Below are 24,847 nucleotides of genomic sequence, written 5' to 3'. Positions count from 1 at the left end.
TTAGAGTACAGGATTATCGCCTTCGCCTTTTAGTTCTTTTTCTATCCTTTCAACTTCGTCTAAACTAGTGTCTAAATAAAAACTTAACTGAGGTATTACACGAACCTGCTTTGCCATTTTATTACCTATAAAATGACGGTATTGAGATTTATTTGCTTCAATCTCTTTCATTATTGCTTCACGATAATTCTGAGGAAAAATACTTAGATAAATCTTAGCAATTCCTAAATCAGCTGTTACCTTTACATCAGAAACAGATATTAAAAATTGTGCTTTACTATCAGCCGCTTGTTTTCTAAAAAGCTCGGAAAAATCTTCCTGTATAATTTGAGCTATCTTTCTTTGTCTATTACTTTCCATAACTAGTGCAAAGTTAGTACATTTGTTTTAAATATACGGAAAATTGCCAAAATGAACCTACAATAGCAAATCAGCTACTTAATGTATAATTTTTATTTTAGCTACAGCATCAAATAAAAAACTGATAATAAAATAATTATATATCCATTACTTACTATACTTATAGATTTTCAGTAAAAATACATTAAATAAAGTAATAAAAAATTTGGAGATTAAATAAAAAAGCGTATTTTTGCAAACACAAAATTCAACCGCTGAATTTTATGGGTCCTATAGCTCAGTTGGTTAGAGCACCTGACTCATAATCAGGTGGTCCCTGGTTCGAGCCCAGGTGGGACCACAACTTTGGAAGTTCAAACAAATCGTTTGAACTTTTTTGTTTATATGATTAAAAGTTTTTGGAAACTATAAAAATCTTTTTAATTTCGGTAAAACTTAGGAGACTCTTTTTTATTGGCTATTTGTTCTTTATATTTGTGCGATATTTTCAGTACAGTGGAAGAAGAGGCTTTATTAGTTCTTATAGAAAAAGCAAAAAATAAGGATCAAAAATCCCAAACAAGGCTTATCAATAAGTTTTGGGTAAGTGTGTTTTCCTTTGTGATGAAGAAAGTGAAGAATGAAACCGAAGCCGACGAAATTACAGTAAATGTATTCTCTAAAGTGTTGTCAAAAATAGACCTTTACGACCCTAATTTTCAATTTAAAACTTGGGTACTTACCATAGCTCAAAATACCATAATAGACTATTGGAGAAAAAAAAGTAGAGAGAGTGAAACACCAACAGAATATATGGAAGAGTTTAGAAATACCTTGGCTAAATCTCCCGAAGAATTGATGATTTCAGAAGAAGAAGATAAAGAAATTGTTAAAGCTATAGAAACTTTAGAGGCTAATTATCAAGAAATTATCAATCTAAGATTTTTTGAAGAAAAGAGTATTAAAGAAGTTTCGGATATATTGAATATTTCGGTTTCTAATACTAAAGTGAGAATAATGAGGGCTAAAAAAGTATTAAAAGAACTACTCAAAAACAACATCAATGGAAAATAATATACAAGAAAACAATACTGTAACGCAAAAACCAAAATGGATAAGAGTAAAGCTTCCCACAGGTAAAAACTACCGTGAGTTAAGAACTCTTGTAGACAAATATAAACTCAATACTATTTGCCAGAGTGGTTCTTGTCCTAATATGGGTGAATGTTGGGGAGAAGGTACTGCCACTTTTATGATTTTAGGAAATATCTGTACTAGAAGCTGTGGTTTTTGTGGAGTTAAAACAGGGAAGCCTTTAGATGTTAACTGGGACGAACCAGAGAAAGTAGCTCGTTCTATAAAACTTATGAAAATAAAACACGCTGTACTTACTTCTGTAGATAGAGATGATTTGAAAGATATGGGGTCTATTTTATGGGCTGAGACGGTAAATGCCGTTCGTAGGATTTCACCAACTACTACAATGGAAACTCTTATCCCAGACTTCCAAGGAATTACAAAGCATATCGACCGTATAGTAGAGGTAGCTCCAGAAGTAGTTTCACACAATATGGAAACGGTAAAAAGACTTACCAGAGAAGTAAGGATACAGGCAAAATATGAAAGAAGCTTAGAAGTTTTAAGATATCTGAAAGAAGCAGGACAACGCCGTACCAAAACAGGGATAATGCTAGGTTTAGGGGAAGAGAAAGATGAAGTTTTCCAAACTATTGAGGATATTAGAAATGCCAATGTAGATGTTATCACACTTGGACAGTATTTACAACCCACAAAAAAACATTTACCTGTAAAAAGATTTATCACTCCAGAAGAGTTTGAAGAGTATGGCGTGTTTGCAAAGAGTCTAGGATTTCGCCATGTGGAAAGTTCTCCACTTGTAAGAAGTTCTTACCATGCAGAAAAGCATATCCATTAAGATTTATATCGCTCTAAAAAAAATGTCAAACAATAATTTTGAACTAGAGTTATTAGACCTTCATTGGATAAACAATACTGACGACCCTACAGACCTTTGCGCTCACGGATATGTATTTGTGAAAATAGGAAACGAAGTGGTTGCGAATAAAGATGATTTAGAAGTAGCTGTTAGCACCACAGCATTATATCTGTTAAGAACTCTTAAAAATAATTATAAAAAAGATGATTTTGCTAGTCAATTGCTTCCTTGTTGTGGACATTTTTTTGTAGCTGATACAGATAATGAGAGAGTTTCAATCATAGGGTGTCCAAATGGAATTGATTGGACTATCATTCACACTGATGATGTTAAAGTTAAGCATATCACAGATAATGGTGAAGAAGCTATAATTGATAGAGAAAGGTATAAAGAATTAGTTTTGAACTTTGCAGATAAAGTTGAAGATTTTTATAAATCAAGTTTACCAAAGATAATCCCAGCTGATGATTTGGAGAAAAAAGGATATTTAGCGTTTTGGAGAGAGTGGCAAAAATTGAGAGAAGAATGGAGGTAAGATTTAAACTAACAGAATACAAATAGTTAAATCCTAATGGAAAAACAAACTCAAATACAAGGAGAACTAGATATATTTATTGATAAAGAGGCTAATGAAGTTTTAATTCATGGAACTCCAAAAGGATTAAAGTCGTTCGCCAAAGTTCTTCTACAACTTGCTGAACTAAATCAAAGTGAGATAGATGATGTATCTCTACCTGTCGGAGCTCGGGAGCATTATCGTCTTATACCAAATGTAGATTTATCTAAAAGCTCTACCAATGTTATAGTTGGCAGACTTGATGCGAAGGGAAGTGGGGATTTTTATGAAAGATTCATCCCAAAGAAAAAACACTAAAAATTTGGAATTCGTTTTTAAAATTAAAAAAGGTGAAGCGTTAGCTTTCACCTTTTACGTTTTATAAATATGTGTAGTTTCTAGTTTTCTATAACTATTGTTTTTATCATTTTTTTATTTGCCTCCCATTCGGAGAATTGGTTGAGCTCTTTCATTAGGAGCGGAAGCACCAATGCCAAAATACCCATGTCGTCCACAACACCAATAGCAGGTATAAAATCTGGTAAAATGTCTATAGGCGAAATAATATAAACTAAGGCTATGGCAGGGAGTAAAACGTTCTTAACCGAAGGTTTATACTGTTTGCTAATGATGGCTTTTATCATTCGTAAAAGCTCGGGCATTCTTCTTAAAAGCCCTTTATGCTGAAACAAAGCCAATCCTAAAAACTTTAATCTAGATTTCATTTTTTATATGATTAAATAATTCGGGAGCAGAATACTCAAAATCCGTTCCAAAATATTATTTGGCTATTGTTTCTACCAGTTGGTGTACATTGGCAGAGTTCCAATCGTTGGCGGTATCGTCCTTTTCTACAATTCTCCCCGTTTTGTCTATAATAAAAGTGGTAGGGAAGGATTTGGGCAGTAGCTTGTCCAAAATAGGGCTTTGGGCAATATAGACAGGGGCGGTATAGTGGTTATCTGCTAGAAATTGCTTCACTTTTTCCTCGTCGTCTTGCATAGCGATAAGTACAAAACTCATTTTGTCGTTTTGTTTATCGTAGAGTTTTTGGATAGAACCCCACTCTGCACGGCAAGGCGGGCACCAGCTCCCCCAAAAGTTAAGAAATAGCGTTTTACCTTTAAAGTTTTTTAGATTGGTATCAGGTACATTTACACCTTTTAGACTAATGTCAAACTCTTCATCAGTGATGAGTAAAGCATTGTCTAGCTTTTCTATGGCTGGGTTCATAAGAAGCTGACTCCTCACAAAATCTCCGAATTTAGAAAATAAAAATACCGACAATAGCAAGGCGGTGAGCAGTAAGAAAATGAAATTCTTTTTTAGAAAATTCATAGTAAGTAGTATTTGATTAAATTACAGTAGTTCTAAAATTTCGTTTAGGGTATCTTTACCTTTGTTTTTGGCATAGTAGACTTGTAAATCGTTGTAGAACTCCTCTTTAGAATAAGTTTCAGAAGAGGCTTTAAACTTTTCAAACAGCTCTACACCGTATTTAGGTCGAGGTCCCCAAGTTTTAATCACATTAAAGTTTTCATCTAAAATTAAGACTTTTGGGATAGACCTACCTCCGTTGGTTAAAAATTGGTCGATAAGAGAAGTGTCAGAATCTCTATAAAATAGTCTTACATCGTTTCTGCCTTCAAAAAAACGAGCCAATACAGGCACGAGCTGACTGGCATCTCCACACCAAGGCTCCGAAATAATGAGTATTTTACCATTGAATTTCTTAGCTTCCAAAGTTTTGAAATCTTCGTCCGTAGGCTTAAATACCTTTAGCATACGGTTCATTCTTTGGAGTCCCAGTTCGTAGTAAGGCTTTTTCTCTGCCTCTTCTTCTGTTTTGGGGTGGTCTATTCTGTGGTGAGTTTCTTCTAAATAAGCCTCAAAAGAAACGGCTTTGTCCCAATAGTTTTTCATAACTACCGTCTTCTTATTTGGTTAATTAAAAATAAATCGGCAAGTACAAAAGCGGTAAGATTTTCTACCACAGGTACTGCACGAGGAAGTACGCAAGGGTCGTGTCTGCCTTTGCCTTCCACCGTTACTTTATTGCCTAGTTTATCCACGCTTTCTTGCGGTCTTAAAATAGTTGCTACAGGTTTAAAAGCCACACGGAAATAAATATCCATTCCGTTGGAAATACCGCCCTGTATGCCACCTGATAGATTGGTTTTGGTAGAAAAATCAGTGTTAAATAAATCGTTGTGTTCTTTACCCGTCATAGCAGCTCCGCAAAATCCACTGCCATACTCAAAGCCCTTAGCTGCATTGATGTTGAGCATCGCCTTAGCAAGTTCTGCCTGAAGTTTGCCAAACACAGGTTCGCCTATGCCTACAGGTAGATTTTTAATTACGCAAGTAATGGTGCCTCCTATAGTGTTGCCTTCTTTTTTAATCTCTTTAATTCGGTCAATCATTTTCTTTGCGACATTCTCGTCTGGGCAACGGATTTCGTTGCTTTCTGTTTTAGAAAAATCCAAATCTTGATAAGGTTTTTCGCAAAAGATATTTCCTACAGAAGACACATAGGCGTGTATTTCCACCTCTTTAGGGAGAATGTTTTTTGCTAAAGCTCCAGCGGCTACCCAATTGATGGTTTCTCTAGCCGAGGATTTGCCTCCGCCACGGTGGTCTCTATGTCCGAATTTTTGGTCGTAGGTAAAATCGGCGTGGCTAGGGCGATAAGCTACCGCTAAGTGGTCGTAATCTTTACTTTTTTGATTTTCATTTTCTATAATAAAGCCTATTGGAGTGCCTGTGGTTTTACCTTCAAAAATACCAGACAGAAATTTCACCGTATCGCTTTCCTTTCTTTGGGTTACAATGGCAGACTGCCCAGGTTTTCTTCTGTCTAATTCTTTCTGTACGGCGTCTAAATCTACTTCTATCCCCGCAGGAAAATTGGTGATGATGCCTCCGTAAGCTAAACCGTGACTTTCTCCAAAGGTATTCAAAGAAAGAAAATTACCTAATTGATTATGCATATTGCAAAGTTAATATTTTATGAGGTTATAATTAAGGATATTTATCCTTTGGCTAAAGATTCAAACTCTACTAATACAGGAAAATGGTCGCTATAACCACCCAAATACCTCGTTCCAGAGTAGGTTCTGAAAGGTCTGTTTTTCATTTTATCCCAGTTTTTTATCTCGGTTGGGTTAAATACTTCCGCTTTTTTATAGGTTAGTCCGAAGGAAGTTTGAAAAAAATCTCTTGAAAACATAATTTGGTCAAATAGCAATCCTTCTTTTTTGTGGTAAGTGGAGTAGTCCCCTAAATAATACAATGCCGAAAACGGATTGTGTAATAGCTCTAAAATACCCTCGTGGTAAGTAAACTGAATGAGGTTGTCTTCGTTAGGGTTTTCATTAAAATCTCCCAATACGAGTACCGCTTCTTTATCTTTGATGATGATGTTTTCTATCAAAGCGTTGATGTTTTCTAAAATTTCATTTCGTTTAGGGAGGTTAATGTCTTGCTCTCTTTTGGAAGGTAGATGCATTACAAAACAATGGAATGTTTCTCCGTTATATTCTAATACAGAATGTAGAACATCTCTGGTGGTGTCTTCATAAAGTTCTCCTTGTTCGTTTTTCATTTCAAACTTAAACCTGATGGGTTCAGAGTGCTTCACCGTGATTTTGTTTTTATCGTAAAGAAGAGCGACATCTATGCCTCTTTCGTCAGGAGATTCGTAGTGCAGATAGTGATAGTTTCCACCAAAAACAGGTTTCGCTAATAAGTCTTCTAGCACTGTTTTATTTCCTATTTCGGCTAGTCCCACTAATATAGGAAGTGTGTTGTGGTATTGATTTATAAGTTCAAAAATGTGTGCTGTTTTATGGAGTTTGTTGTGGTATTTGTAATTATCCCAATGAGGTAAATATGGTGTGTGTGGTGGAAAAAAATTTTCCACATTATAAAAAGCAACAATTTCTTTTTTTGTGTTCATTATTTAAAGACTTTAGTGGTCTTATGACTAAGTGAAAAGTTTAAAAAAGCCCTCAAATCATCGAGAGCTTTTTTAGTTTGATTATTTCTTTTCTGGGATATTGGCTAAAATTTCTTTCAGAAACTTCCAAAACTTCTGTGTTGAAGAAATGCTTGCTCTTTCATCAGGAGAGTGAGCCCCTTTGATGGTTGGTCCAAAACTTACCATTTCCATTTTAGGGTAATTAGCACCAATAATTCCGCACTCTAGACCAGCGTGGCAAGCCACTACATTAGGTTTAGAATTAAATTCTCTTTGGTAGATTTCTTCCATTACTTTAATGATTTCCGCTCCTGGCTTTGGCTTCCATCCAGGATATGAACCACTGAATTTTACTTCCATTCCTGCCAGTTCAAAACTTGCTCGGAGTTGGTTAGCTACTGCTAATTTGCTAGATTCCACAGATGAGCGAGAAAGGTTGAGGATTTGTAAAGCTCCATCTTTGAGTTCTACTCTAGCGATATTATTAGAAGCTTCCACCAAATCTTCTACGTCTGGAGACATACGATAAACGCCATTGTGAGCAGCATTAAGGGCTAAAATGACATTAGTGCTATCTTCTACGCTTAGAGCGTTACCTTCTATATCACAAGATTCTATACTGATGTTTAAATCTTTTTCTAGTGTAGCAAATTCCTCTAAGATTTCAGATTTTAAAACCTCAAATTCAGTAGAAAATGCCTCTTTATTAGCGACTAAAACAGACACGCTGCCTTCTCTTGGGATAGCATTTCTAAGGCTTCCTGCGTCTATACTTACTAATCTAGGTTCGTTATTAACGGCTAACATTAAGAATCTTGCCAAAATCTTGTTGGCGTTACCTAAACCTTTGTGTATATCCATTCCAGAATGTCCACCTTTCAGCCCTTTTACGGTAATTCTGAAGCCGTTTTCTGTTACTTTTTGAGTATTGTATTTTTGAGTGGCGGTAACATCTATCCCTCCAGCGCAGCCTATGTCAATCTCATCGTCTTCCTCCGTATCTAGGTTGAGGAGAATCTCTCCATTCAGAATGTTAGGTTCTAGCCCAAACGCTCCAGTCATACCTGTTTCTTCATCTATTGTAAATAGAGCTTCTAATGCAGGGTGGGCAATATCTGTACTTTCGAGGATACTCATCATTGCTGCAACACCTAGTCCATTATCTGCTCCTAGAGTCGTGCCTTTGGCTCTTACCCAATCACCATCTACATACATTTCAATCCCTTGGTTGTCAAAATCAAAATTAACATCGTTATTTTTTTGGCAAACCATATCTAGGTGAGATTGGAGTATAATAGGCTGTCTGTTCTCCATACCTTGTGTAGCAGGTTTTCTAATGATGACGTTTCCTGTTTTATCTACAGAAGTTTCTAAGCCTAAGTTTTCTCCAAAACTTTTGATGAAATTTATAACCCTTTCTTCCTTTTTAGAAGGTCTAGGAACTGCATTAAGAGCAGAGAAATTTTTCCAAATTATTTGTGGTTCTATTTGTGATAAACTCATAATTGATATATCTTTTTTTATTTTTCCAAAGTTACAAAAAATCCGCTGATGTCTAGATGTTCTAGTTGAAATGAGATGATACTAAACGATTAGTTCAGGGAAACATCTTCGGGCGTGTTTGCCCAAATTAGATGAAGCCCTCCCAAGTTCTCCATAATATTCTTCCAAAGAGTGTGGCTGAAACTTGCAGTTAAATCTACCTCATAGTTTTCTACGGGAATCCAATATCTATTCTTTATTTCTGTGTCCAATTGCATAGCTCCCCAACCAGAATAACCGTAAAATATCTTTATATCTTCAGGAGCAAGGGTTCCCATCATTATTGCACCGATGACTTTGGAGGCGTTTTCTGTAAAGGTGTAGCCTTTTGCAATCTTTTCGGCGTCTAGAGCAGGCTCGTTTCCTTTAATAATAAAAAACATTTGAGTAGTACCCACAGGACCACCTGAATAAACTTCTAAATTTGGTGATAAGGATTTTTGAAAATGATGACTTAACACGGGGTTTTTCTTGTTGAGGATAAGTCCAAACGCTCCTTCCTCGTCGTGATTGATGATTAAAACGACCGAACGAGAAAATATATCCCCAGAAACATCAGGAGTAGAAATTAAAATTTTACCTTTGTAAGACCGATTCATAACCCAAAAGTAAATAAAATTTATGGAAAATCTGCACGATAAAAGAAAAGTTTATGATAAAGGTGCTTTGTTAGAAGAGCAAGTGAAATCTAACCCAATAGAGCAGTTTAGAGATTGGTTTTCTGATGCTGAGGAACACCCTGCCATTGCTGAGGCTAATGCTATGAGTATTTCTACCATAGATAAAGACGGTTGTCCTAGAACGAGAATGGTACTGTTAAAGGCGTACACTTGGGAAGGTTTTATTTTTTACACCAACTATGATAGCCAAAAAGGGAAAGCCATAGAGGAGCATCATAAGGCGTGTTTACACTTCTTTTATCCACCGCTGGAGCGTCAGATTATAATTAAAGCCAATATAGAACGCTTGGCGAAAAATTTAAGTGATGGTTACTTCCATTCTCGTCCTAGAGGGAGCCAGTTGGGAGCGGTAGTATCGCCACAAAGTCAAGTGATACCTGATAGAAATTTTCTAGAAAATAAACTTCAATTACTAGAAAAAGAACTAGAAGGAAAGGAAATCCCAAGACCCGAAAACTGGGGTGGCTACTTGGCAAAGCCTTACGAAATAGAGTTTTGGCAAGGAAGACCCAACAGGTTACACGATAGAATAGTCTATAAATTAACTGATGATTTTGATTGGCAAATAGTTAGATTAGCACCTTAAAAATTTTGAGAATCCAATCAAAATAGTGTAGATTTGGCACTGTTAAGTATAATCAAAACTCAATTTTATGAAATATAAATTGTTTTCTTTAGCACTAGCTTTCGGTCTTTTTGGAAATGCGTTAGCACAGGAAACTCAAAAAAACTCGGACGAAATATTGGTTAAGCTATCTAATTTACCATTGCATTGTATTCGTTGTGAGTATCCTAATAAAACAGGACATATGATAAATGGAGAGCAAGATGTTGCTTTAACGCCTCGCCAATTACACCCTGTATTTTATGGTTGTTTAGATTGGCATAGTAGTGTTCACGGGCATTGGATGTTAGTGAAACTCATTAAAACAAGATCTAATGTTTCTAATTATCAGGAAATTGTGAAAATATTAGATGAATCTTTCAATTTAGAAAAGATAGAAGCAGAGGCGAATTATTTTAATAAATATAAAGGCTCTAATGTATTTGAAAGGACTTATGGTTGGGCGTGGCTACTTAAATTAGACCAAGAATTAGCCACGTGGGATAGCCCTCTAGGGAAACAATGGCACGAGAAATTACAACCATTAACACGAAAAATAGTCTCTCTTTGGAAAGATTATCTCCCGAAACAAACTTATCCTAATAGAGTAGGGACGCACCCTAACACGGCGTTTGCTCTAGGTTTTGCGATTGATTGGGCTAGAGCAACAAACAATAGCATTTTTGAACAAGAATTGATACAAAAGTCCAAGCAATTTTTTTTGGAAGACCGTTTAATTCCAGCTCATTTAGAACCTAATGGCTCGGATTTTTTCTCTCCAAGTTTAGAAACAGCAGCATTGATGTCTAGAATTTTACCTCAAAAGGAATATGTAAAGTGGCTTGGTCAATTTTTTGATAGAAGAGGGGTAGATAACATTATAAAAGCTCCTATTATTAGTGATGTTAAAGATTACCAAATTGTACATTTAGTAGGGCTTTCGTTTTCTAAATCATGGTGTATGAAGCGTATTTCTAAAGCACTTCCGAAGAACCACCCTTTAAAAGAGAAATTTAAAGTAGCTTCTAAAGAATTGTTATCTAACGGATTGCCCCTGATTTTTGAAAGTGATTACGGTGGTGACCACTGGCTAGCGTCTTTTGCTTTAATGGCTATGGAGGAATAGAAACTAGATTTATATAATATCTCAAAAAGCCTTTTCATATTTTGAGAGGCTTTTTTTATATGGTGAAAATTTTGTTACAAAATAAAAGTCGCTTCTGTAAAACAAAAGCGACCTATTATTTCTTTGATGAAATAAATTATTTTTTCTTAGCACCTGCTACAGCATCAGCAAGCTCAGAACCAGCTTTAAATTTAGCTACTTTTTTAGCAGGGATTTTAATAGCCTTTTTAGTTGCAGGGTTGATACCTTGTCTAGCAGCTCTTTCAGCTACAGAAAAAGTTCCAAAACCAACTAAAGAAACTTTACCATCTTTTTTCTTAAGAGTTTCAGTTACAGCGTTAACAAAAGATTCTAGAGCTTTCTTTGCAGCAGCTTTTGTAATTTCGGCATCTTTTGCCATTACGTCGATTAATTCAGACTTGTTCATAATGTTATAATTAAAAGTTAAGTTCTTATTGATAGCAAATATAAAAGTTTTTTTGAAGTTTACAAATTTTTTATCAAAAAATAATTTTAAATTGATAAAATCTACCCTTTTTCTTCCAAATTTTTTAAACTCATTTTTTGGTTTATATAGGCTTTATAGGCTGTATTTTATTTTTAAATTATTGTTTTATAGTGGTTTAATTATTTTTAATTTAATTGTTGTTAAATTGAATAATACAAAAAAATACCACATCTAAAAATAGAGACTGTTTTGATAATTTGGTTTAAATTTGCAGCATGTTAATAGAAGTATTTAAATCAAAGATTCATAGAGTAAAGGTAACAGAGTCTGACCTTCACTATATGGGTAGCATTACAATAGATGAGGAGCTTATAGAAGCGGCAGGTATTGTAGTTGGTGAAAGAGTTTATATTGTAAATGTGAACAATGGTGAGCGTTTTGATACCTATGTAATTAAAGGTAAGAGGAAATCTGGAGAAGTTTGCCTCAACGGTCCTGCGGCGAGAAAGGTGCAGAAAGGAGATATCATTATCATTATTTCTTATGCACAGATGACTCCAGAAGAAGCACAGAATTTCCAACCTAAAATCGTTTTCCCCAACGAAGAAACGAATCTACTTACTTAGATGACTGCTAAAAGTAATCATAATCCGTTTAAGACATTACTTACCATAGTTGTATCTATTGGTTTTGCGGGATTGTTTATGTGGTTAGCGGTAAAGGGACTAGATTTGGAAAGCATCAAGCAATCTCTCGCTAAAGCAAATTATTTTTGGGTAGCCGTGGCTGCTTTTTTTGGAGTGCTGGCCTATTGGGTAAGAGCGATACGTTGGAATTTACTGCTAGAACCTATGGGATATACTATTTCTAATGCCAATGCACTTTGGACTTTATCCTTTGGTTATTTAATGAACCTTACCATTCCTAGAAGTGGCGAAGTGGCAAGAGCAACTGCCCTCTACGGTGTTGAAAAAGTACCCGTAGATAAATCGTTTGGGACGATTATTTTAGAGAGAGTGGTAGATTTAGTGTGTATGGGGCTTTTTTTAGTATTGACTCTATTGTTTAAATACGATGCTATACTTTCTTTCTACAAGATGGCATCGGCACAAAAACAAGAACAGCAATCACTACAAGAAGGAAACTCATATAGTATGATTATTTCTTTAGTTTTATTGATGTTGGGAGCGTTGTTTTTAGTTCTTTTTAGAGAAAAGATACAGCAGACTACAATATATCAGAAAGTAATAAGTTTTATTAAAGGAATTATAGACGGATTAAAGACCATCTTTCAAATCAGGCAAAGGTTGAAGTTTATCCTTTTATCTTTAGGGATTTGGGTATGCTACTATCTAGCAGCATATTTGGTTTGTTTTGCTTTGCCCGAAACATCTAACTTAGGTATAGCAGATGGTTTCTTTATAATTGTGGTAGGAACATTAGGAATGATGGTTCCCGCAAGTGGTGGGATAGGAGCTTTCCATTTCGCACTTAAGATAGGGTTTATGGCGTTGTTTCTATCGTTTGGGTTGTCGCCAGAAAAAGGTGGTGAGGTAGGTTTATCTTATGCATTTATATCTCATACAATGCAGTTGGTAATTATGCTAGTGATGGGGCTTATCGCAATTCCTATGTTAGCGAAGGCTAAGAAAATAGCATTCAAATAATGATTTAATATTTTGAAAAAGGTATTCTTATTTTTAGGATTAGTTATAAATGTGTTGGTATCGGCTCAAGACGGTACTACGGTTTATAACTTCCTTAATATGCCTTTTTCTGCAAGACAAGCTGTTTTAGGAGAGGCGGTTTCGGTAAGAGATTACGACCAAAACTTGGCGGCAGTTAATCCAGCGTTGCTTAATGTGGAGATGGATTCTAGATTATCCGTAAACTACGCTAGCTATTTGGCTGGTGCTCATTATGGTACAGTGAGCTATGCTAAAGACTTGGAATATGGGCATTTAGTTTCTGCCAATGTAAGGTATTTGGATTATGGTAATATGCCTAGAACAGATGAGTTTGGGAATATCAATGGCGATTTTTCTGCGATAGACGCCTCTTTAGGTCTGGGTTATGCCTATCAGTTTGAAGATAATTGGACGATAGGCTCTAATCTTAATCTAGTAACTTCCAAAATAGACAATTATAATTCTATGGCGGTAGTTGGGAGTCTAGGAGTGGCTTATCATAATGATAAATCTAAAGAAACCGTGGGTCTAGTCATAAGAAATTTTGGCTATCAATTCAAGACTTATAATGGGGTTAGGGAAAAGTTGCCATTGAGGATAGATTTAGGCTATACCAAACAACTAGACGAATTTCCTTTAGCATTTACTATTACTGCACAAAATCTACAAAAATGGAATATTTCTCAAGATTATAACAGAAACGGACAAGAAACTAGATGGACGAGGAAATTGTTTGACCACTTTTCGTTTGGAGCAGAGCTGTTTCCTGAACAAAGTTTTAACCTTCGTTTGGGGTATAATGTGAAACGAGGGAATGAGTTAAGTATAGAGGAACAAAGGAGTTTCACAGGATTATCTTTTGGATTTGGATTAAAGGTGTCTTACTTCCGTTTTGATTATACCCATAGTCGTTATCACAATGCGTCTAACTTTAATTTGTTGGGCGTTTCGTTGGATTTAGTAGAATTAAGTGGCTACAGAAGATAATAAAAATTAAAAACAACTATGATGACAAAATTACCCGTAATCGCTATAGATGGCTATTCTTCCACAGGGAAAAGTTCTATTTCCAAAGAGATAGCCAAAAGATTGGGGATTATCCATTTAGATACAGGGGCTTTGTATAGAGCCATTACTTATTTTGCCCTTCAGAACTGTCCTTCCTCTGATGGGTTTAATACTGAGGCGTTGGTGGAGCAGTTGCCTAATATTCATTTAGAATTTAAGGAAGAACAGCATCAGTTATCTCTTTTCCTTAATGGGGAGAATGTGGCAGAGAAAATTCGCTCTATGGAGGTGAATCAAAAAGTGAGTGATGTTGCTAAAATGCCCGAAGTAAGAAATTTTCTGTTACAAACCCAAAGGGACATTGCGGCTAACGGGGGCGTGGTAATGGACGGTAGGGACATAGGTAGTGTGGTACTTCCGAATGCTGATTATAAGTTTTTCCTCACGGCGAGTGTTGAAGAAAGAACTAAACGAAGGTTTCTAGAACTAAAGGCTTCTGGTACAGAAACTACAATGGACGAAGTGAGAACTAACCTTATTGAACGAGATAAAAAAGATTCGGAGAGGGCAGTGGCTCCTTTAATCCAAACGGAAGATGCTATTTGTATAGACAATACCAATTTAGACAAGGAGCAAACGATAGAAGCTATCTTAAGCTATATTAAAAAATAAAAAAGAGAGGTTTTTCCTCTCTTTTGTGTTTATGATAAGTATTGGTCTAGCGTTCTTTTAGCCGAAGCAACATCGTGTACTCGCAGAATACTAGCACCTTGTTGGAGCACTTTTAAATGTAGTTGTTGCGTTTCTTCGTCTATTTCCAAGGGCGATTTGCCCAAAGGTTTATAGATAAATGATTTTCTAGAAATGCCAATCAGTAGGGGATATTTTCCAAATCCGATGTGTTCTACCTCGTCTATCATTGTCATTTGGTCTTCTATGGTTTTACCGAACCCAAATCCAGGGTCTAATATCACATCGTGAATGCCTAGTGCTTTCAACTGATTTATTTTTTCGGAAAAATAGAAATTGATACTTTTAGTAATATCATCGTAGGCTATTTTCTCGTGCATAGCTTGATATTCTGGGTTAATGTGCATCAGTACATAAGGGAGTTTTAGCTGGGCTACGGTCTCCCATACTTTGGGATCAAACTGTCCACCAGAAATATCATTGATGAGGTCTATACCTGCCTCGTAACCAAAACGCATTACCTCACTATAAAAGGTATCTAAAGAAATGAGTGCCTCAGGGAATTCTTTTTTTATAAGACTGATGAGGTTTCCTATACGTTTAATTTCTTCTTGTGCTGAAACTAATTGGGCATTAGGGCGTGTAGATTGAGCCCCTAAATCAATAAACGAAGCCCCTTCTTTAAGCATTTTTTCAGTTTGAATTAAAGCGGAAGTTTCTGTATTAAATTTTCCGCCATCAGAAAAAGAATCTGGGGTAAGGTTAAGGATTCCCATAATTTTTGGAGTAGAAAAATCTACAAGTCTTCCCCTGCAGTTGATAGAATGAGTTTTCATCAATAATAATTTATTTTAGAACAACCAATTTACGATAATAGGAGCTAATAATGCCGTGAAAATCCCATTAAGTATCAGTCCTAAACTTGCAAATCCTGCATGTTTTTCGCTCATTTCTATCGCCATCATTACGCCTAAGCCGTGCGAAGAAGCTCCTAGAGAGATACTTTGCCCCATAGGACTGTTGATTTTGGTGTATTTCAGAACATGCAATCCTATAATGCCACCTACCAATCCTGTAATGATAACGGAAGCTACCGTAAGCGGAACAATGCCTCCCACGGTGTTAGAAACCTCTATGGCAAGCGGTGTAGTGATGGATTTTGGGGCTAACGAAATTATTACCTCTCTTTTAGCACCCAAAAGTTTAGCTATGGAACAAACGCTTAGGATGCCCACGATACTTCCAAACAAATGTGAGATAAGAATAGGAATGAGTTGTTTCTTAATTCTTTCCAGTTGTAAATAAAGTGGTACTGCAAGGGCTACTACAGAAGGTTTAAGCCAAAAATCTATATAGTTACCTGCTACGGCATACTTATCATAGGGGATGTTGAATACCATCAGATAACCTATGATGATAGCTGACGCTACAAGCACGGGATTAAGAAAAGGCGATTGTATTCTTCGGTTGAGCATAATGGTGCCGTAGTATATCACAAAAGTAAGTCCTAATAGCCAGAGTGGATTTTCTAAAAAACTAATCATCACTACTTTGATTTTTTACGAATGAACTGGTAAACCTTGCCCGTTACTAAAATTACCAAAGCACTACTGATGATAATAGATACCATAATAGGAATAAGGTTTTCCCATAACAAATCAAAATAGAGCATTATTGCGACACATACAGGGATGAAGAATAATCCTAGATTACCTAAAAGAAAGTCCGAAATACCTTTGACCCATTCTAATTTTATCCATTTTTTGTGGAGCGCAAAAGTGAGTAGAAACATACCGATAAGGCTAGAGGGGAATTTAGTTCCGGTAAGGAAAACCACCAACTCTCCCAATGCTAAAAATCCTAAAATAATGGCACAATATCTGGCTAAAATCATGTTGATTTTGTTTTTTGGCAAATATAATATTTATTAGTTGTAAATAAATTACAGATTTATAATTAAAAAAATGTATATTTGCATGTATAAAACATCTTATAAAAGATGAAAAAAGTTTATTTATTGGTGGCTTCTCTTTCTATGGGGATGGCTTTATCTCAGACGGGGAATGTAGGGATAAATACGGAAAACCCTAATGCCACTTTGGATGTAGTGGGAGCTCCTACTAATGCACAGAGTTTGGATGGTATTATTGCTCCAAGACTTACAGGAGAGCAACTGAGAGCTAAAACTTATACAAGCAATCAGACAGGAGCTTTGGTTTACGTAACACTTGCAGACCCCAATCCTGCAGGGCAGACTATTGATGTGACAGCTAGTGGTTATTACTATTTTGATGGTGCTGCTTCTGTTAATAAATGGGTGAGGGTGGTTAATCCAGGTAGTAGTCCTGTAGATTGGCATGTTGATGGGAATAACGGTACTGTAGCTGGGAAAAATTTTGTTGGAACAAGGGATGATGTTGCTTTGATGTTTAAGGTGAATATGGTAAATTCTGGCTTTATTTCTCAGTTTAAAGATAATACAACTACTCCGTCAGGTGCGAATGTTTCATTAGGATACGAATCTTTACCATTGGTTCCTACTGTGCCAGCCACTTCGCCAGCTACAGGAGCTATTCGTCAGAATGTGGCACTAGGTTGGCAAGCTTTAGGTACAACTACAGTTACTGGACCGCTAATCCAAAATATAGCGGTTGGAGATAGAACTTTAAGATCTTTACAACAAGGAGGAACAAATATTGCAATAGGGAATAAAGCAATGCAAAATGCTACTGTAGGTAACTCTAATATAGCAATAGGGGTTAATGCTCTTCATAGTTTAAGTGCTGCGGATAACTGGGGGAATATAGCTTTGGGGTATAGGGTTGCAGAAAATATGACAGGAGGTAGAGATAATGTTTTTTTGAAAAATTTTACTGCTATTAATAATCAAGGGGATAATTTTAAAAGCGGTAGTAATAATATTTTTATAGGTAAAGACTCAGGCTTTGGTACTCTAACAGGTAATAGCAATATAGCTATAGGCACAGCTTCTAGTCTTTTAGATGCTAAGGATGGGCAGATAAATATAGGTAATGTTATTTTTGGTGCAGGGGCTGGTTCTGGTGTAGCACAGACAGAGAAAAAGGTAGGTATTGCTACTAGTAAAGAAACACCAGCTACAGAAACATTTCATGTTAATGGTACTGCTCGAATAACTGACTTACCTTTAAATGGAGCTACTTCTGCTATAAATACCAAAACAGATGGTACAGTTTCTACAGCTAAAGACCAAACTTTTACGGCGGTTAAAACTGTAGTAGTGGATGCAAATGGGGTTTTGGGAACAGTAAGTGGATTACCTACGGTTGAAGACTCCTCTAATACTTTGGTTAATAGATCTTATGAGAAGTGTACTAAAGGGCCTATAGGGGATGGGGTTAATAATGCTTCACAAATTATAACATTTTATGATTATGAGTTTAGATATAGAGATGTTGGTTGGGGTACGGGAAATATAGAGGTTAGAAAAACTACATTACCTAGTCGTTGGGCAAAAAATGAGAAAATTGGAGGAACTACTTTATATGATGCTGGAAACTTTGATGTTACTCAAAACTGGACTAATGTTATGTCTGTTGCTTTTCAAACTAGTTACTCAGGTACAGGGCAGTTTATTGTGGAGGTTACAGGACAAGCATTTGAATACAGAGTATTAACTCTTAATGCAGGTGGGAATAAAGTATATACTTTTTGTGCTAAGATGCTTTCAAATTAGAAACGCATACAAAATTTTATTAGAAAAGGCTATCCAGACTTTGGGTAGCTTTTTCTTTTTTGTAATGTGTGAATTTTAAAATATTATGTAAATTTGGGGCTATGATAAAGGCAAAAAAGATACATAAATACTACGGTGATTTAGAAGTGCTAAAAGGAGTAGATATTGAGATAAAATCTGCAGAGGTGGTCTCTATAGTGGGAGAGTCTGGTGCAGGGAAATCTACACTATTGCATATTTTGGGAACGCTGGATATGCCATCTGATGTGGGGATATATGGTACAGAAATAAGCATTGCTGGGCAATCTTTTCTCACGATGAGCGACAAAGATTTGTCTAAATTTAGAAACGAAAATATAGGTTTTGTGTTCCAAAGCCACCAGTTGTTGCCAGAATTTACCGCTTTGGAAAATGTTCTATTACCTATTAAAATAGCAGGGAAGTCTGAAAAAGATTATATAGAGAAGGCACACACATTATTTGAAGAACTCAAAATAGCAGAGAGAATTAACCATAAACCTAAACAACTTTCTGGAGGAGAAGCACAAAGAGTAGCGGTAATTAGGGCGTTAATAGGCAGTCCTAAAGTTATTTTTGCTGATGAACCTACGGGGAATTTAGACTCTAAAAACGCCGATGCGTTACATCAATTATTTTTTGACCTTAGAGACAAATATCAGCAGACATTCATCATTGTAACGCATAATAACACACTTGCAGATAGCACAGACAGAAAACTCGTTATGAAAGATGGGTTGATACTATAAAAAATTATTTAAACCTAGACTTAGATGTCCATAAAAAATCTATCAGAAGACGACCGCCCCAGAGAGAAATTCTTAACCAAAGGCAGAGATGCTTTATCTGATGCAGAACTATTAGCGATTATTATGGGAAGTGGTAATAGGGAAGAGTCGGCGGTAGATTTAGCGAGAAGAATTTTGCAAACTTATGGGCATAATTGGAATGCGTTGAGCGAGGTAAGCGTTGCAGCTTTAATGAAGTTTAGAGGGGTAGGAGAAGCCAAAGCCATTAGTATTGCAACGGCTCTCGAAATAGGCAGACGGCGAGCGGTACAGGAACAACCTAAAAGGTTACAGATTACGCAAAGTTCGGATATATTTGAAATGATGGCGCCGCTTTTAAGCGATTTACACAATGAGGAATTTTGGGTGATATTTCTTAATCAAAGCAATAAAGTTTTACAGAAGAAACCTTTATCCAAAGGTGGAATATCAGGTACGGTGGTAGATGTAAGATTGATGTTCAAAATGGCGTTAGAGCATTACGCTACAGCTATTATAGTAGTGCATAATCATCCATCGGGGAATGCTTCGCCTAGTGAACAAGATTTGGAAATTACCAAGAAAATAAAAGAAGCGGGAGTCTTGTTGGATATTAGATTGTTAGACCATATCATTATTGCTAAAAATAAATATTTCAGTTTCGCAGATGAAGGCGTGTTATAAGATGAGATTGCTGAAAAATTATCAGATTGATATTGAGAGATATACTCAATGTTTAAGAGCTTCTGAGCAGTATCATTTTCAAGCCGAAGCGGTTTACCTTAATACCTTAAATGGTGGGAATTGGGAAGTTATAGTACTAGGGGATTATGAAGCGGTAATGCCTGTACCAATTATCAAAAAGTTTGGAGTTAAATGGGTGTTATTTCCTCCGTTTTTACAGCAGTTGGGCGTTTTTTCAAAAAAGGATAATTTGGAGATTAACGAGTTGTTTTTTAGCTTTTTGAAAAATAATTATAGAGTAATTTATTATGCATTTAATGCTAAAAATAAATTGAATTCAAAGTTATGGAGAAAGAACTATAAACTTCATCAATCCTCTTATGTAGAAGTGTTTAGTAACTATTCCACCAGCCGAAAGAGAAATCTTAAATCCCCCAAAAACAATGAAATTAAAATTTCCTCACCAGAAAATTTATCTGAAATAAAACCTTTCTTTTTTCAGTTCGTAGAATGGTTATCATCGGATAGACTGAAAGAAAAGTATTTCAAACACTTAGAATATCTAGACCAAAAGAACCTGCTAGAAATTTATGCAGCTAGAGATTTGCAAGGGGCTTTGCTTTCCGTAGCGGTAATTTCTAATTTGAGTGGTGAGAAGGCTTTGCTTTGTTTCACAAATGATAAAAATCAAAAGACCAATGCGCCTTCGGTAGTTTTAGATGAAATCATAAAACAGTCTATTGAAACTCATCAGTTTAATTTCTTTGGGAGTAATATTCCTTCTGTGGAGCAGTTTAATCAGCGGTTTGGAGCGGTTTTAGAGAAATACCCAGTCTATCATCAATCCAAAAAACAACTTCTTTTACAATTTATAGGGTTGCGTTAGAAAGACTGTTTTTAAAATCAGTTTAAATCACTAACTTTGTCCTTATTTTTTCTGAAAAATGAGTTATAAGGAATTTTTACCGTATGCATTTGCTTTGGTTTTGGTGTTTCCCTTTTTAGTTTTTATTAGACAGGGTCTCCATTACTATATGAAAGCGAAAGCAAAGGAATTGGAACTTTTAACTCTAAAAAAAGGAAAAGAAATAAATACACAGGCTCACGAGAGAATGGCGATTTTTTTGGAGCGTATAAAACCTGCTTATCTTATCCAAAATTTTGATAAAAACTTAGCTACCCACGAGTTTTTGTATTTAACGGAGAAAAACATCAATCAAGAGTTTGAATACAATATCTCTCAACAAATCTATATAGATAAAGTGATTTGGGAAAATATAACCGATGCTAAAAATAGTATAATTAAGTTACTCAAAGATACTTATCAAGGGCTTAATGAGGCTAGTTTAGAAGAGTTTAAAACCGTTTTTCTGATGAGCTATATCAATGGTGAAGACTACATCGGTCTTTGCCTAGACGAGTTGAGAAAAGAAATATTAAAAGTAAAATAAAATTAAATATAATCAAATGATTCCAAGTTTTAAAGCACACCCGTGGCACGGTATTTCTGCGGGAGAAAAAGCACCAGAAGTGGTAACGGTATATGTAGAGATTGTACCTTCGGATACCATTAAATACGAAGTGGATAAAGAAAGTGGCTACTTAAAAGTAGATAGACCACAGAAGTTTTCTAACATTATTCCAGCTTTGTATGGTTTTATCCCAAGAACTTATTGTGATGAGGAAGTAAAGAAATTGGCAGTAGAAAGCGGTGCTAAAGATGTTACTATGGGAGACCACGACCCGCTTGACATTTGTGTATTGAGTTCGCATCATATTCAGTCAGGAAACTTATTGATGGACGCTATTCCAATCGGTGGGTTTAAGATGATAGACAAAGGTGAAGCTGATGATAAAATTATAGCAGTAATGGTGGGCGACCAGTCTTATGGGCACATTAGAGATATTTCTGAACTTCCAGAGGCGGAGATTAAAAGGCTAAAACACTACTTTTTGACTTATAAAAATCTACCTTACGAAGAAGCATCATGCAGAATAGATGAAACTTACGGAGCAGAATACGCTAAAAAGGTAGTAGAGGCATCTCTTAAAGATTATCAAACAAACTACGGAGAATAATTTTTAAGACTTATAGTGAAAACTAAGGAAGAAGAACCTAAAAACTGAATAATATTCGGTGGAGGTTCTTTTTCTATTTTTAAATAAACGAGTAAATATTTGTTTTATAAATTCATTTTTACTTATTTTTGACCAATGGAAAATTTCATAGTATCTGCGAGAAAATATCGTCCACAAGAGTTTGACACTGTTGTGGGGCAGTCGCATATTACAGATACTTTGGAGCACGCCATTGCCGAAAATCAGTTGGCTCAGGCATTATTATTCTGTGGACCTCGTGGCGTAGGTAAAACAACTTGTGCAAGGATTTTAGCAAGAAAGATTAACGAAAAAGATGGCGCTACGAGCGAAGATGGTTTTTCTTATAATATCTTTGAACTAGATGCCGCGTCTAACAACTCTGTAGATGATATACGAGAGCTTACCGACCAAGTGCGTTATGCACCGCAAGTAGGTAAATATAAGGTATATATTATAGATGAGGTGCATATGTTGTCTTCACAGGCTTTTAATGCATTTCTTAAAACTTTAGAAGAGCCACCTGCACACGCTATTTTTATTTTAGCAACTACGGAGAAACATAAGATTATCCCTACCATTTTGTCTAGATGTCAAATTTATGATTTCAAGAGAATTACCATAGAGGACATACAAGGACATCTTAGGAAAATAGCAGATAAAGAAGGTATTAGCTACGAAGATGACGCACTTTTCCTTATCGCTCAAAAGGCAGATGGAGCTCTTAGAGATGCTTTGTCTATTTTTGATAGATTGGTAACATTTACCCAAAAGAATATTACCCTTGCAAAAGCAGCGGAGGTACTTAACATTTTGGACTATGACCAATACATTAAAATAGTAGGTTTAATCCACACTAATGATATTCCTAATGTTTTGGTAGCGTTTAACGAAATTGTGAAAAAGGGTTTTGACCCTCATATTTTCATTGCAGGGTTGGGGAATCACTACCGAGATTTAATGATGGCTCAAAATTCATCTACTTTAAACTTGATAGAGGTAGGCGAGAAAACGAAAGCCAAATATGCAGAACAAAGCCAAAAATGGACAGCTCAGCAGTTGGTAGATGCAATAGAAATTTGCAACTATGCAGACATCAATTACAAGAGTTCCAAAAATCCTCGTCTTACGGTAGAAATAGCCCTGATGCAACTGGCTAGTCTTACTCAAGAGATAGAAGGAGCTAAAAAAAAAAAGTTTCTGATTTTAGCACCTCTCGTTAAAGAAGGAGCAGTTCAGAAAGCTAGTGAAAAGGCTTCCACAGTTCATAAAGAAAATTCCAAAAACATTTCCGAAGTACCAGAGATAGAAATCAAAAAGGCTAAAGAGCCTATTTTGAAAGAATCTGTAAAGTCTTCATTTAGCATTAAAGAGGCTATAAACAAAACAGAAGAGCTACAGGTAGAAGAGGAAATAAAAGAAGAGGAGCTACCAGATGGACATTTTAGTGAAACCGATTTACAAAAAGAATGGAAACATTTTTTGAAAAAATTAGCTCGTGAGGATATGGTAACCTTTAATGCCGTACAAAATTTTACCATAGAAAAAGCAGAAGAAAATAAGATTTGTATCAGATATACATCTGAATCGGCTAGGGTAGAGTTTGAGAAGGTTAGTCCTCAGTTTTTTAATGATTTTAAGCATAAGTTTAATAATTATCGTGTGAAGTTTGATTTTGAAAAAGCGGAGCGAGTAATCATTAAAAAAGAAACGAAACGAGATTTATTTAATAAAATGGTGGAGGTAAATCCATTATTGAAAGACTTGCAGGAACTGATGCAGTTTGATTTTAATTAAGTGTAAATACAATGAATTTAAGAGATTTAAAAAACGATTGGTTGCAAAACTATCCGCAGCCAATGGTGATAGCAGGACCTTGCAGTGCAGAAAGTGAGGAGCAGATGCTAGAAACAGCAAGAGGAATTAAAGAAGCTAATACAAAGATAGATGTTTTCCGTGCAGGTATTTGGAAGCCAAGAACTAAACCAGGCTCATTTGAAGGAGTAGGGGTAATAGGGCTTAGCTGGCTTAAAAAAGTTAAAGAAGAATTTGGCTTTAAAACCGCTACCGAAGTGGCTAATGCTCACCATGTATATGCGGCTTTGGAGGCAGATGTAGATATTCTTTGGGTAGGAGCTCGTTCTACGGTAAATCCTTTTACGGTACAAGAAATTGCGGTGGCTCTAAAGGGGACAGATAAACCTGTGTTGGTTAAGAACCCTGTTAATCCAGATTTAGCTTTGTGGGTGGGTGCTTTAGAGAGGCTTTTGGCACAAGATGTTAAAAATTTAGGAGCAATCCATAGAGGGTTTTCTACTTATCAGAAAACGCAATATCGTAACATACCTAACTGGCATATCGCATTAGATTTTAAAAATCAGTTTCCTAATATACCAATGTTTGTGGACCCTTCACACATTTGTGGGAATAGAGAAGGTTTGTTTGATATTACTCAAGAAGCACTTAATGTAGGCTACGAAGGAGCGATGATAGAAACTCATTGTACACCAGATAAGGCGTGGAGCGATGCTTCACAACAGATTACGCCATCGGTTTTAGATGAAATGATAAGTCGTTTAAAGGTAAGGACTTCGGATATTTCTGGCTACGAAGATGATATGGGGAAACATAGGGCTTTAATTTCTGATATAGACTTTCAGTTGATGGAACTTCTTTCTAACCGAATGCGAATATCGGAGAAAATAGGGACTTTAAAGAAAGAAAATAATATTGCTATTTTCCAACCCGAAAGATGGAAAGAAATTACGGAGTATGCTAGGAAAAAAGCTGATGAAACGGGTATGAGTCAGGATTTTATAGAAAAAATATTTAAAGCTATTCACGAAGAGTCTATCGAAGTACAAAATAAAGTGATGATAGGTTCAAAATAAATAAAAATCGGTTGTGTAATAATTGACAACCGATTTTTTTATTAAATATTATTATCGT

At 35.8% G+C, this 24,847-nt stretch carries 30 protein-coding genes and 1 tRNA gene; 19 read left to right on the top strand and 12 right to left on the bottom strand.

Going from position 1 to position 24,847, the window contains the following annotated elements:
- Positions 1–360: a 30S ribosome-binding factor RbfA gene (gene rbfA / locus RA0C_RS03665; protein ID WP_004920310.1), complete on the bottom strand. Its 360-nt coding sequence runs from the start codon at positions 358–360 to the stop codon at positions 1–3.
- Positions 361–626: 266 nt separating this feature from the next.
- Between rbfA and RA0C_RS03660 the strand changes: the two genes are divergently transcribed.
- The 5 genes from RA0C_RS03660 (at position 627) to RA0C_RS03640 (ending at position 3,170) form a co-directional block, all read left to right on the top strand.
- Positions 627–700 (top strand) — tRNA-Ile (locus tag RA0C_RS03660).
- Between the two features lie 155 nt (positions 701–855).
- Entirely contained in the window at positions 856–1,413 is a 558-nt protein-coding gene (locus RA0C_RS03655; protein WP_013446834.1) for an RNA polymerase sigma factor, read from the top strand.
- Complete coding sequence (gene lipA, locus RA0C_RS03650) at positions 1,403–2,275, top strand: lipoyl synthase (protein WP_004920305.1); 873 nt, start codon at positions 1,403–1,405, stop codon at positions 2,273–2,275. Before RA0C_RS03655 ends, lipA begins: the two co-directional genes overlap by 11 nt.
- Positions 2,276–2,297: 22 nt before the next feature.
- On the top strand, positions 2,298–2,831 hold the full coding sequence (locus tag RA0C_RS03645) for a hypothetical protein (RefSeq protein WP_004920301.1): 534 nt from the start codon (positions 2,298–2,300) through the stop codon (positions 2,829–2,831).
- Between the two features lie 36 nt (positions 2,832–2,867).
- Positions 2,868–3,170 (top strand): Imm32 family immunity protein, encoded by a 303-nt coding sequence (locus RA0C_RS03640; protein WP_004920300.1) that lies wholly within the window; start codon positions 2,868–2,870, stop codon positions 3,168–3,170.
- Between the two features lie 80 nt (positions 3,171–3,250).
- Here RA0C_RS03640 and RA0C_RS03635 read toward each other — a convergent pair whose 3' ends face one another.
- The 7 genes from RA0C_RS03635 to RA0C_RS03605 all read right to left on the bottom strand — a co-directional run bounded on the left by RA0C_RS03635 (position 3,251) and on the right by RA0C_RS03605 (position 8,972).
- A complete protein-coding gene (locus tag RA0C_RS03635) occupies positions 3,251–3,577 on the bottom strand; it encodes a YkvA family protein (protein ID WP_004920296.1) in 327 nt (108 codons plus the stop codon).
- A 55-nt stretch (positions 3,578–3,632) separates the two neighbouring features.
- Positions 3,633–4,190, bottom strand: a complete 558-nt coding sequence (locus RA0C_RS03630) for a TlpA family protein disulfide reductase (protein ID WP_014411241.1) — start codon at positions 4,188–4,190, stop codon at positions 3,633–3,635.
- Positions 4,191–4,211: 21 nt separating this feature from the next.
- Positions 4,212–4,775, bottom strand: coding sequence for a thioredoxin family protein (locus RA0C_RS03625; protein ID WP_004920292.1), 564 nt, complete (start codon positions 4,773–4,775; stop codon positions 4,212–4,214).
- 2 nt (positions 4,776–4,777) lie between these two features.
- Positions 4,778–5,842, bottom strand: coding sequence for a chorismate synthase (aroC, locus tag RA0C_RS03620; RefSeq protein WP_004920290.1), 1,065 nt, complete (start codon positions 5,840–5,842; stop codon positions 4,778–4,780).
- A 41-nt stretch (positions 5,843–5,883) separates the two neighbouring features.
- Positions 5,884–6,810 (bottom strand): endonuclease/exonuclease/phosphatase family protein, encoded by a 927-nt coding sequence (locus RA0C_RS03615; RefSeq protein ID WP_013446832.1) that lies wholly within the window; start codon positions 6,808–6,810, stop codon positions 5,884–5,886.
- Positions 6,811–6,891: 81 nt separating this feature from the next.
- Positions 6,892–8,334 carry an aminoacyl-histidine dipeptidase gene (locus tag RA0C_RS03610; RefSeq protein ID WP_004920285.1) on the bottom strand — a complete coding sequence of 481 codons (1,443 nt, stop codon included), beginning with the start codon at positions 8,332–8,334 and terminating at the stop codon, positions 6,892–6,894.
- A gap of 89 nt (positions 8,335–8,423) precedes the next feature.
- On the bottom strand, positions 8,424–8,972 hold the full coding sequence (locus RA0C_RS03605; protein ID WP_004920282.1) for a YqgE/AlgH family protein: 549 nt from the start codon (positions 8,970–8,972) through the stop codon (positions 8,424–8,426).
- 22 nt (positions 8,973–8,994) lie between these two features.
- On the opposite strand from RA0C_RS03605, the gene pdxH reads away from it, so the two are divergent.
- Both pdxH and RA0C_RS03595 read left to right on the top strand, forming a co-directional pair.
- Positions 8,995–9,639, top strand: coding sequence for a pyridoxamine 5'-phosphate oxidase (gene pdxH, locus RA0C_RS03600; RefSeq protein WP_004920279.1), 645 nt, complete (start codon positions 8,995–8,997; stop codon positions 9,637–9,639).
- A gap of 67 nt (positions 9,640–9,706) precedes the next feature.
- On the top strand, positions 9,707–10,783 hold the full coding sequence (locus tag RA0C_RS03595; protein ID WP_004920277.1) for a DUF2891 domain-containing protein: 1,077 nt from the start codon (positions 9,707–9,709) through the stop codon (positions 10,781–10,783).
- Between the two features lie 136 nt (positions 10,784–10,919).
- Here the strand turns inward: RA0C_RS03595 and RA0C_RS03590 are convergent, their stop codons facing one another.
- Complete coding sequence (locus RA0C_RS03590; RefSeq protein WP_013446831.1) at positions 10,920–11,210, bottom strand: HU family DNA-binding protein; 291 nt, start codon at positions 11,208–11,210, stop codon at positions 10,920–10,922.
- Positions 11,211–11,506: 296 nt separating this feature from the next.
- On the opposite strand from RA0C_RS03590, the gene panD reads away from it, so the two are divergent.
- From panD to cmk, 4 genes are read left to right on the top strand one after another with little or no spacing between them, the layout of a single operon-like run.
- Positions 11,507–11,857, top strand: coding sequence for an aspartate 1-decarboxylase (gene panD / locus RA0C_RS03585; RefSeq protein ID WP_004920272.1), 351 nt, complete (start codon positions 11,507–11,509; stop codon positions 11,855–11,857).
- Positions 11,858–12,898, top strand: a complete 1,041-nt coding sequence (locus tag RA0C_RS03580; RefSeq protein WP_004920269.1) for a lysylphosphatidylglycerol synthase transmembrane domain-containing protein — start codon at positions 11,858–11,860, stop codon at positions 12,896–12,898. It abuts the gene before it with no gap.
- Positions 12,899–12,910: 12 nt separating this feature from the next.
- Positions 12,911–13,906 carry a type IX secretion system protein PorQ gene (gene porQ, locus RA0C_RS03575; protein ID WP_004920266.1) on the top strand — a complete coding sequence of 332 codons (996 nt, stop codon included), beginning with the start codon at positions 12,911–12,913 and terminating at the stop codon, positions 13,904–13,906.
- 21 nt (positions 13,907–13,927) lie between these two features.
- On the top strand, positions 13,928–14,599 hold the full coding sequence (gene cmk, locus RA0C_RS03570; RefSeq protein WP_004920262.1) for a (d)CMP kinase: 672 nt from the start codon (positions 13,928–13,930) through the stop codon (positions 14,597–14,599).
- Positions 14,600–14,628: 29 nt separating this feature from the next.
- Here the strand turns inward: cmk and folP are convergent, their stop codons facing one another.
- Genes folP through RA0C_RS03555 form a run of 3 tightly spaced genes read right to left on the bottom strand, consistent with a single transcriptional unit; the run spans position 14,629 to position 16,511 of the window.
- Positions 14,629–15,453 carry a dihydropteroate synthase gene (folP, locus tag RA0C_RS03565; RefSeq protein ID WP_013446830.1) on the bottom strand — a complete coding sequence of 275 codons (825 nt, stop codon included), beginning with the start codon at positions 15,451–15,453 and terminating at the stop codon, positions 14,629–14,631.
- A 15-nt stretch (positions 15,454–15,468) separates the two neighbouring features.
- Positions 15,469–16,161, bottom strand: coding sequence for an LrgB family protein (locus RA0C_RS03560; RefSeq protein ID WP_013446829.1), 693 nt, complete (start codon positions 16,159–16,161; stop codon positions 15,469–15,471).
- Between the two features lie 2 nt (positions 16,162–16,163).
- Complete coding sequence (locus RA0C_RS03555; RefSeq protein ID WP_004920251.1) at positions 16,164–16,511, bottom strand: CidA/LrgA family protein; 348 nt, start codon at positions 16,509–16,511, stop codon at positions 16,164–16,166.
- A gap of 105 nt (positions 16,512–16,616) precedes the next feature.
- Between RA0C_RS03555 and RA0C_RS03550 the strand changes: the two genes are divergently transcribed.
- The 8 genes from RA0C_RS03550 (at position 16,617) to RA0C_RS03515 (ending at position 24,789) form a co-directional block, all read left to right on the top strand.
- Positions 16,617–18,332, top strand: a complete 1,716-nt coding sequence (locus RA0C_RS03550) for a hypothetical protein (protein WP_004920248.1) — start codon at positions 16,617–16,619, stop codon at positions 18,330–18,332.
- A 101-nt stretch (positions 18,333–18,433) separates the two neighbouring features.
- On the top strand, positions 18,434–19,099 hold the full coding sequence (locus RA0C_RS03545; RefSeq protein WP_004920247.1) for an ABC transporter ATP-binding protein: 666 nt from the start codon (positions 18,434–18,436) through the stop codon (positions 19,097–19,099).
- 24 nt (positions 19,100–19,123) lie between these two features.
- Entirely contained in the window at positions 19,124–19,801 is a 678-nt protein-coding gene (gene radC, locus RA0C_RS03540) for a RadC family protein (RefSeq protein WP_004920243.1), read from the top strand.
- The gene (locus tag RA0C_RS03535; RefSeq protein ID WP_013446827.1) at positions 19,785–20,687 is read left to right on the top strand and encodes a hypothetical protein; all 903 of its coding nucleotides are present in this window, start codon (positions 19,785–19,787) and stop codon (positions 20,685–20,687) included. The genes radC and RA0C_RS03535 overlap by 17 nt, the downstream gene beginning before the upstream one ends.
- A gap of 58 nt (positions 20,688–20,745) precedes the next feature.
- Positions 20,746–21,252, top strand: coding sequence for a DUF7935 family protein (locus RA0C_RS03530; RefSeq protein ID WP_013446826.1), 507 nt, complete (start codon positions 20,746–20,748; stop codon positions 21,250–21,252).
- A gap of 16 nt (positions 21,253–21,268) precedes the next feature.
- Entirely contained in the window at positions 21,269–21,880 is a 612-nt protein-coding gene (locus RA0C_RS03525) for an inorganic pyrophosphatase (RefSeq protein ID WP_013446825.1), read from the top strand.
- Between the two features lie 135 nt (positions 21,881–22,015).
- Positions 22,016–23,695 (top strand): DNA polymerase III subunit gamma/tau, encoded by a 1,680-nt coding sequence (dnaX, locus tag RA0C_RS03520; RefSeq protein ID WP_013446824.1) that lies wholly within the window; start codon positions 22,016–22,018, stop codon positions 23,693–23,695.
- A gap of 11 nt (positions 23,696–23,706) precedes the next feature.
- A complete protein-coding gene (locus RA0C_RS03515) occupies positions 23,707–24,789 on the top strand; it encodes a chorismate mutase (RefSeq protein ID WP_013446823.1) in 1,083 nt (360 codons plus the stop codon).
- Positions 24,790–24,847: the final 58 nt, after the last annotated feature.

The organism is Riemerella anatipestifer ATCC 11845 = DSM 15868, assembly GCF_000252855.1.
GTDB lineage: Bacteria > Bacteroidota > Bacteroidia > Flavobacteriales > Weeksellaceae > Riemerella > Riemerella anatipestifera.
This window is presented reverse-complemented; position numbering and strand designations above follow the sequence as displayed.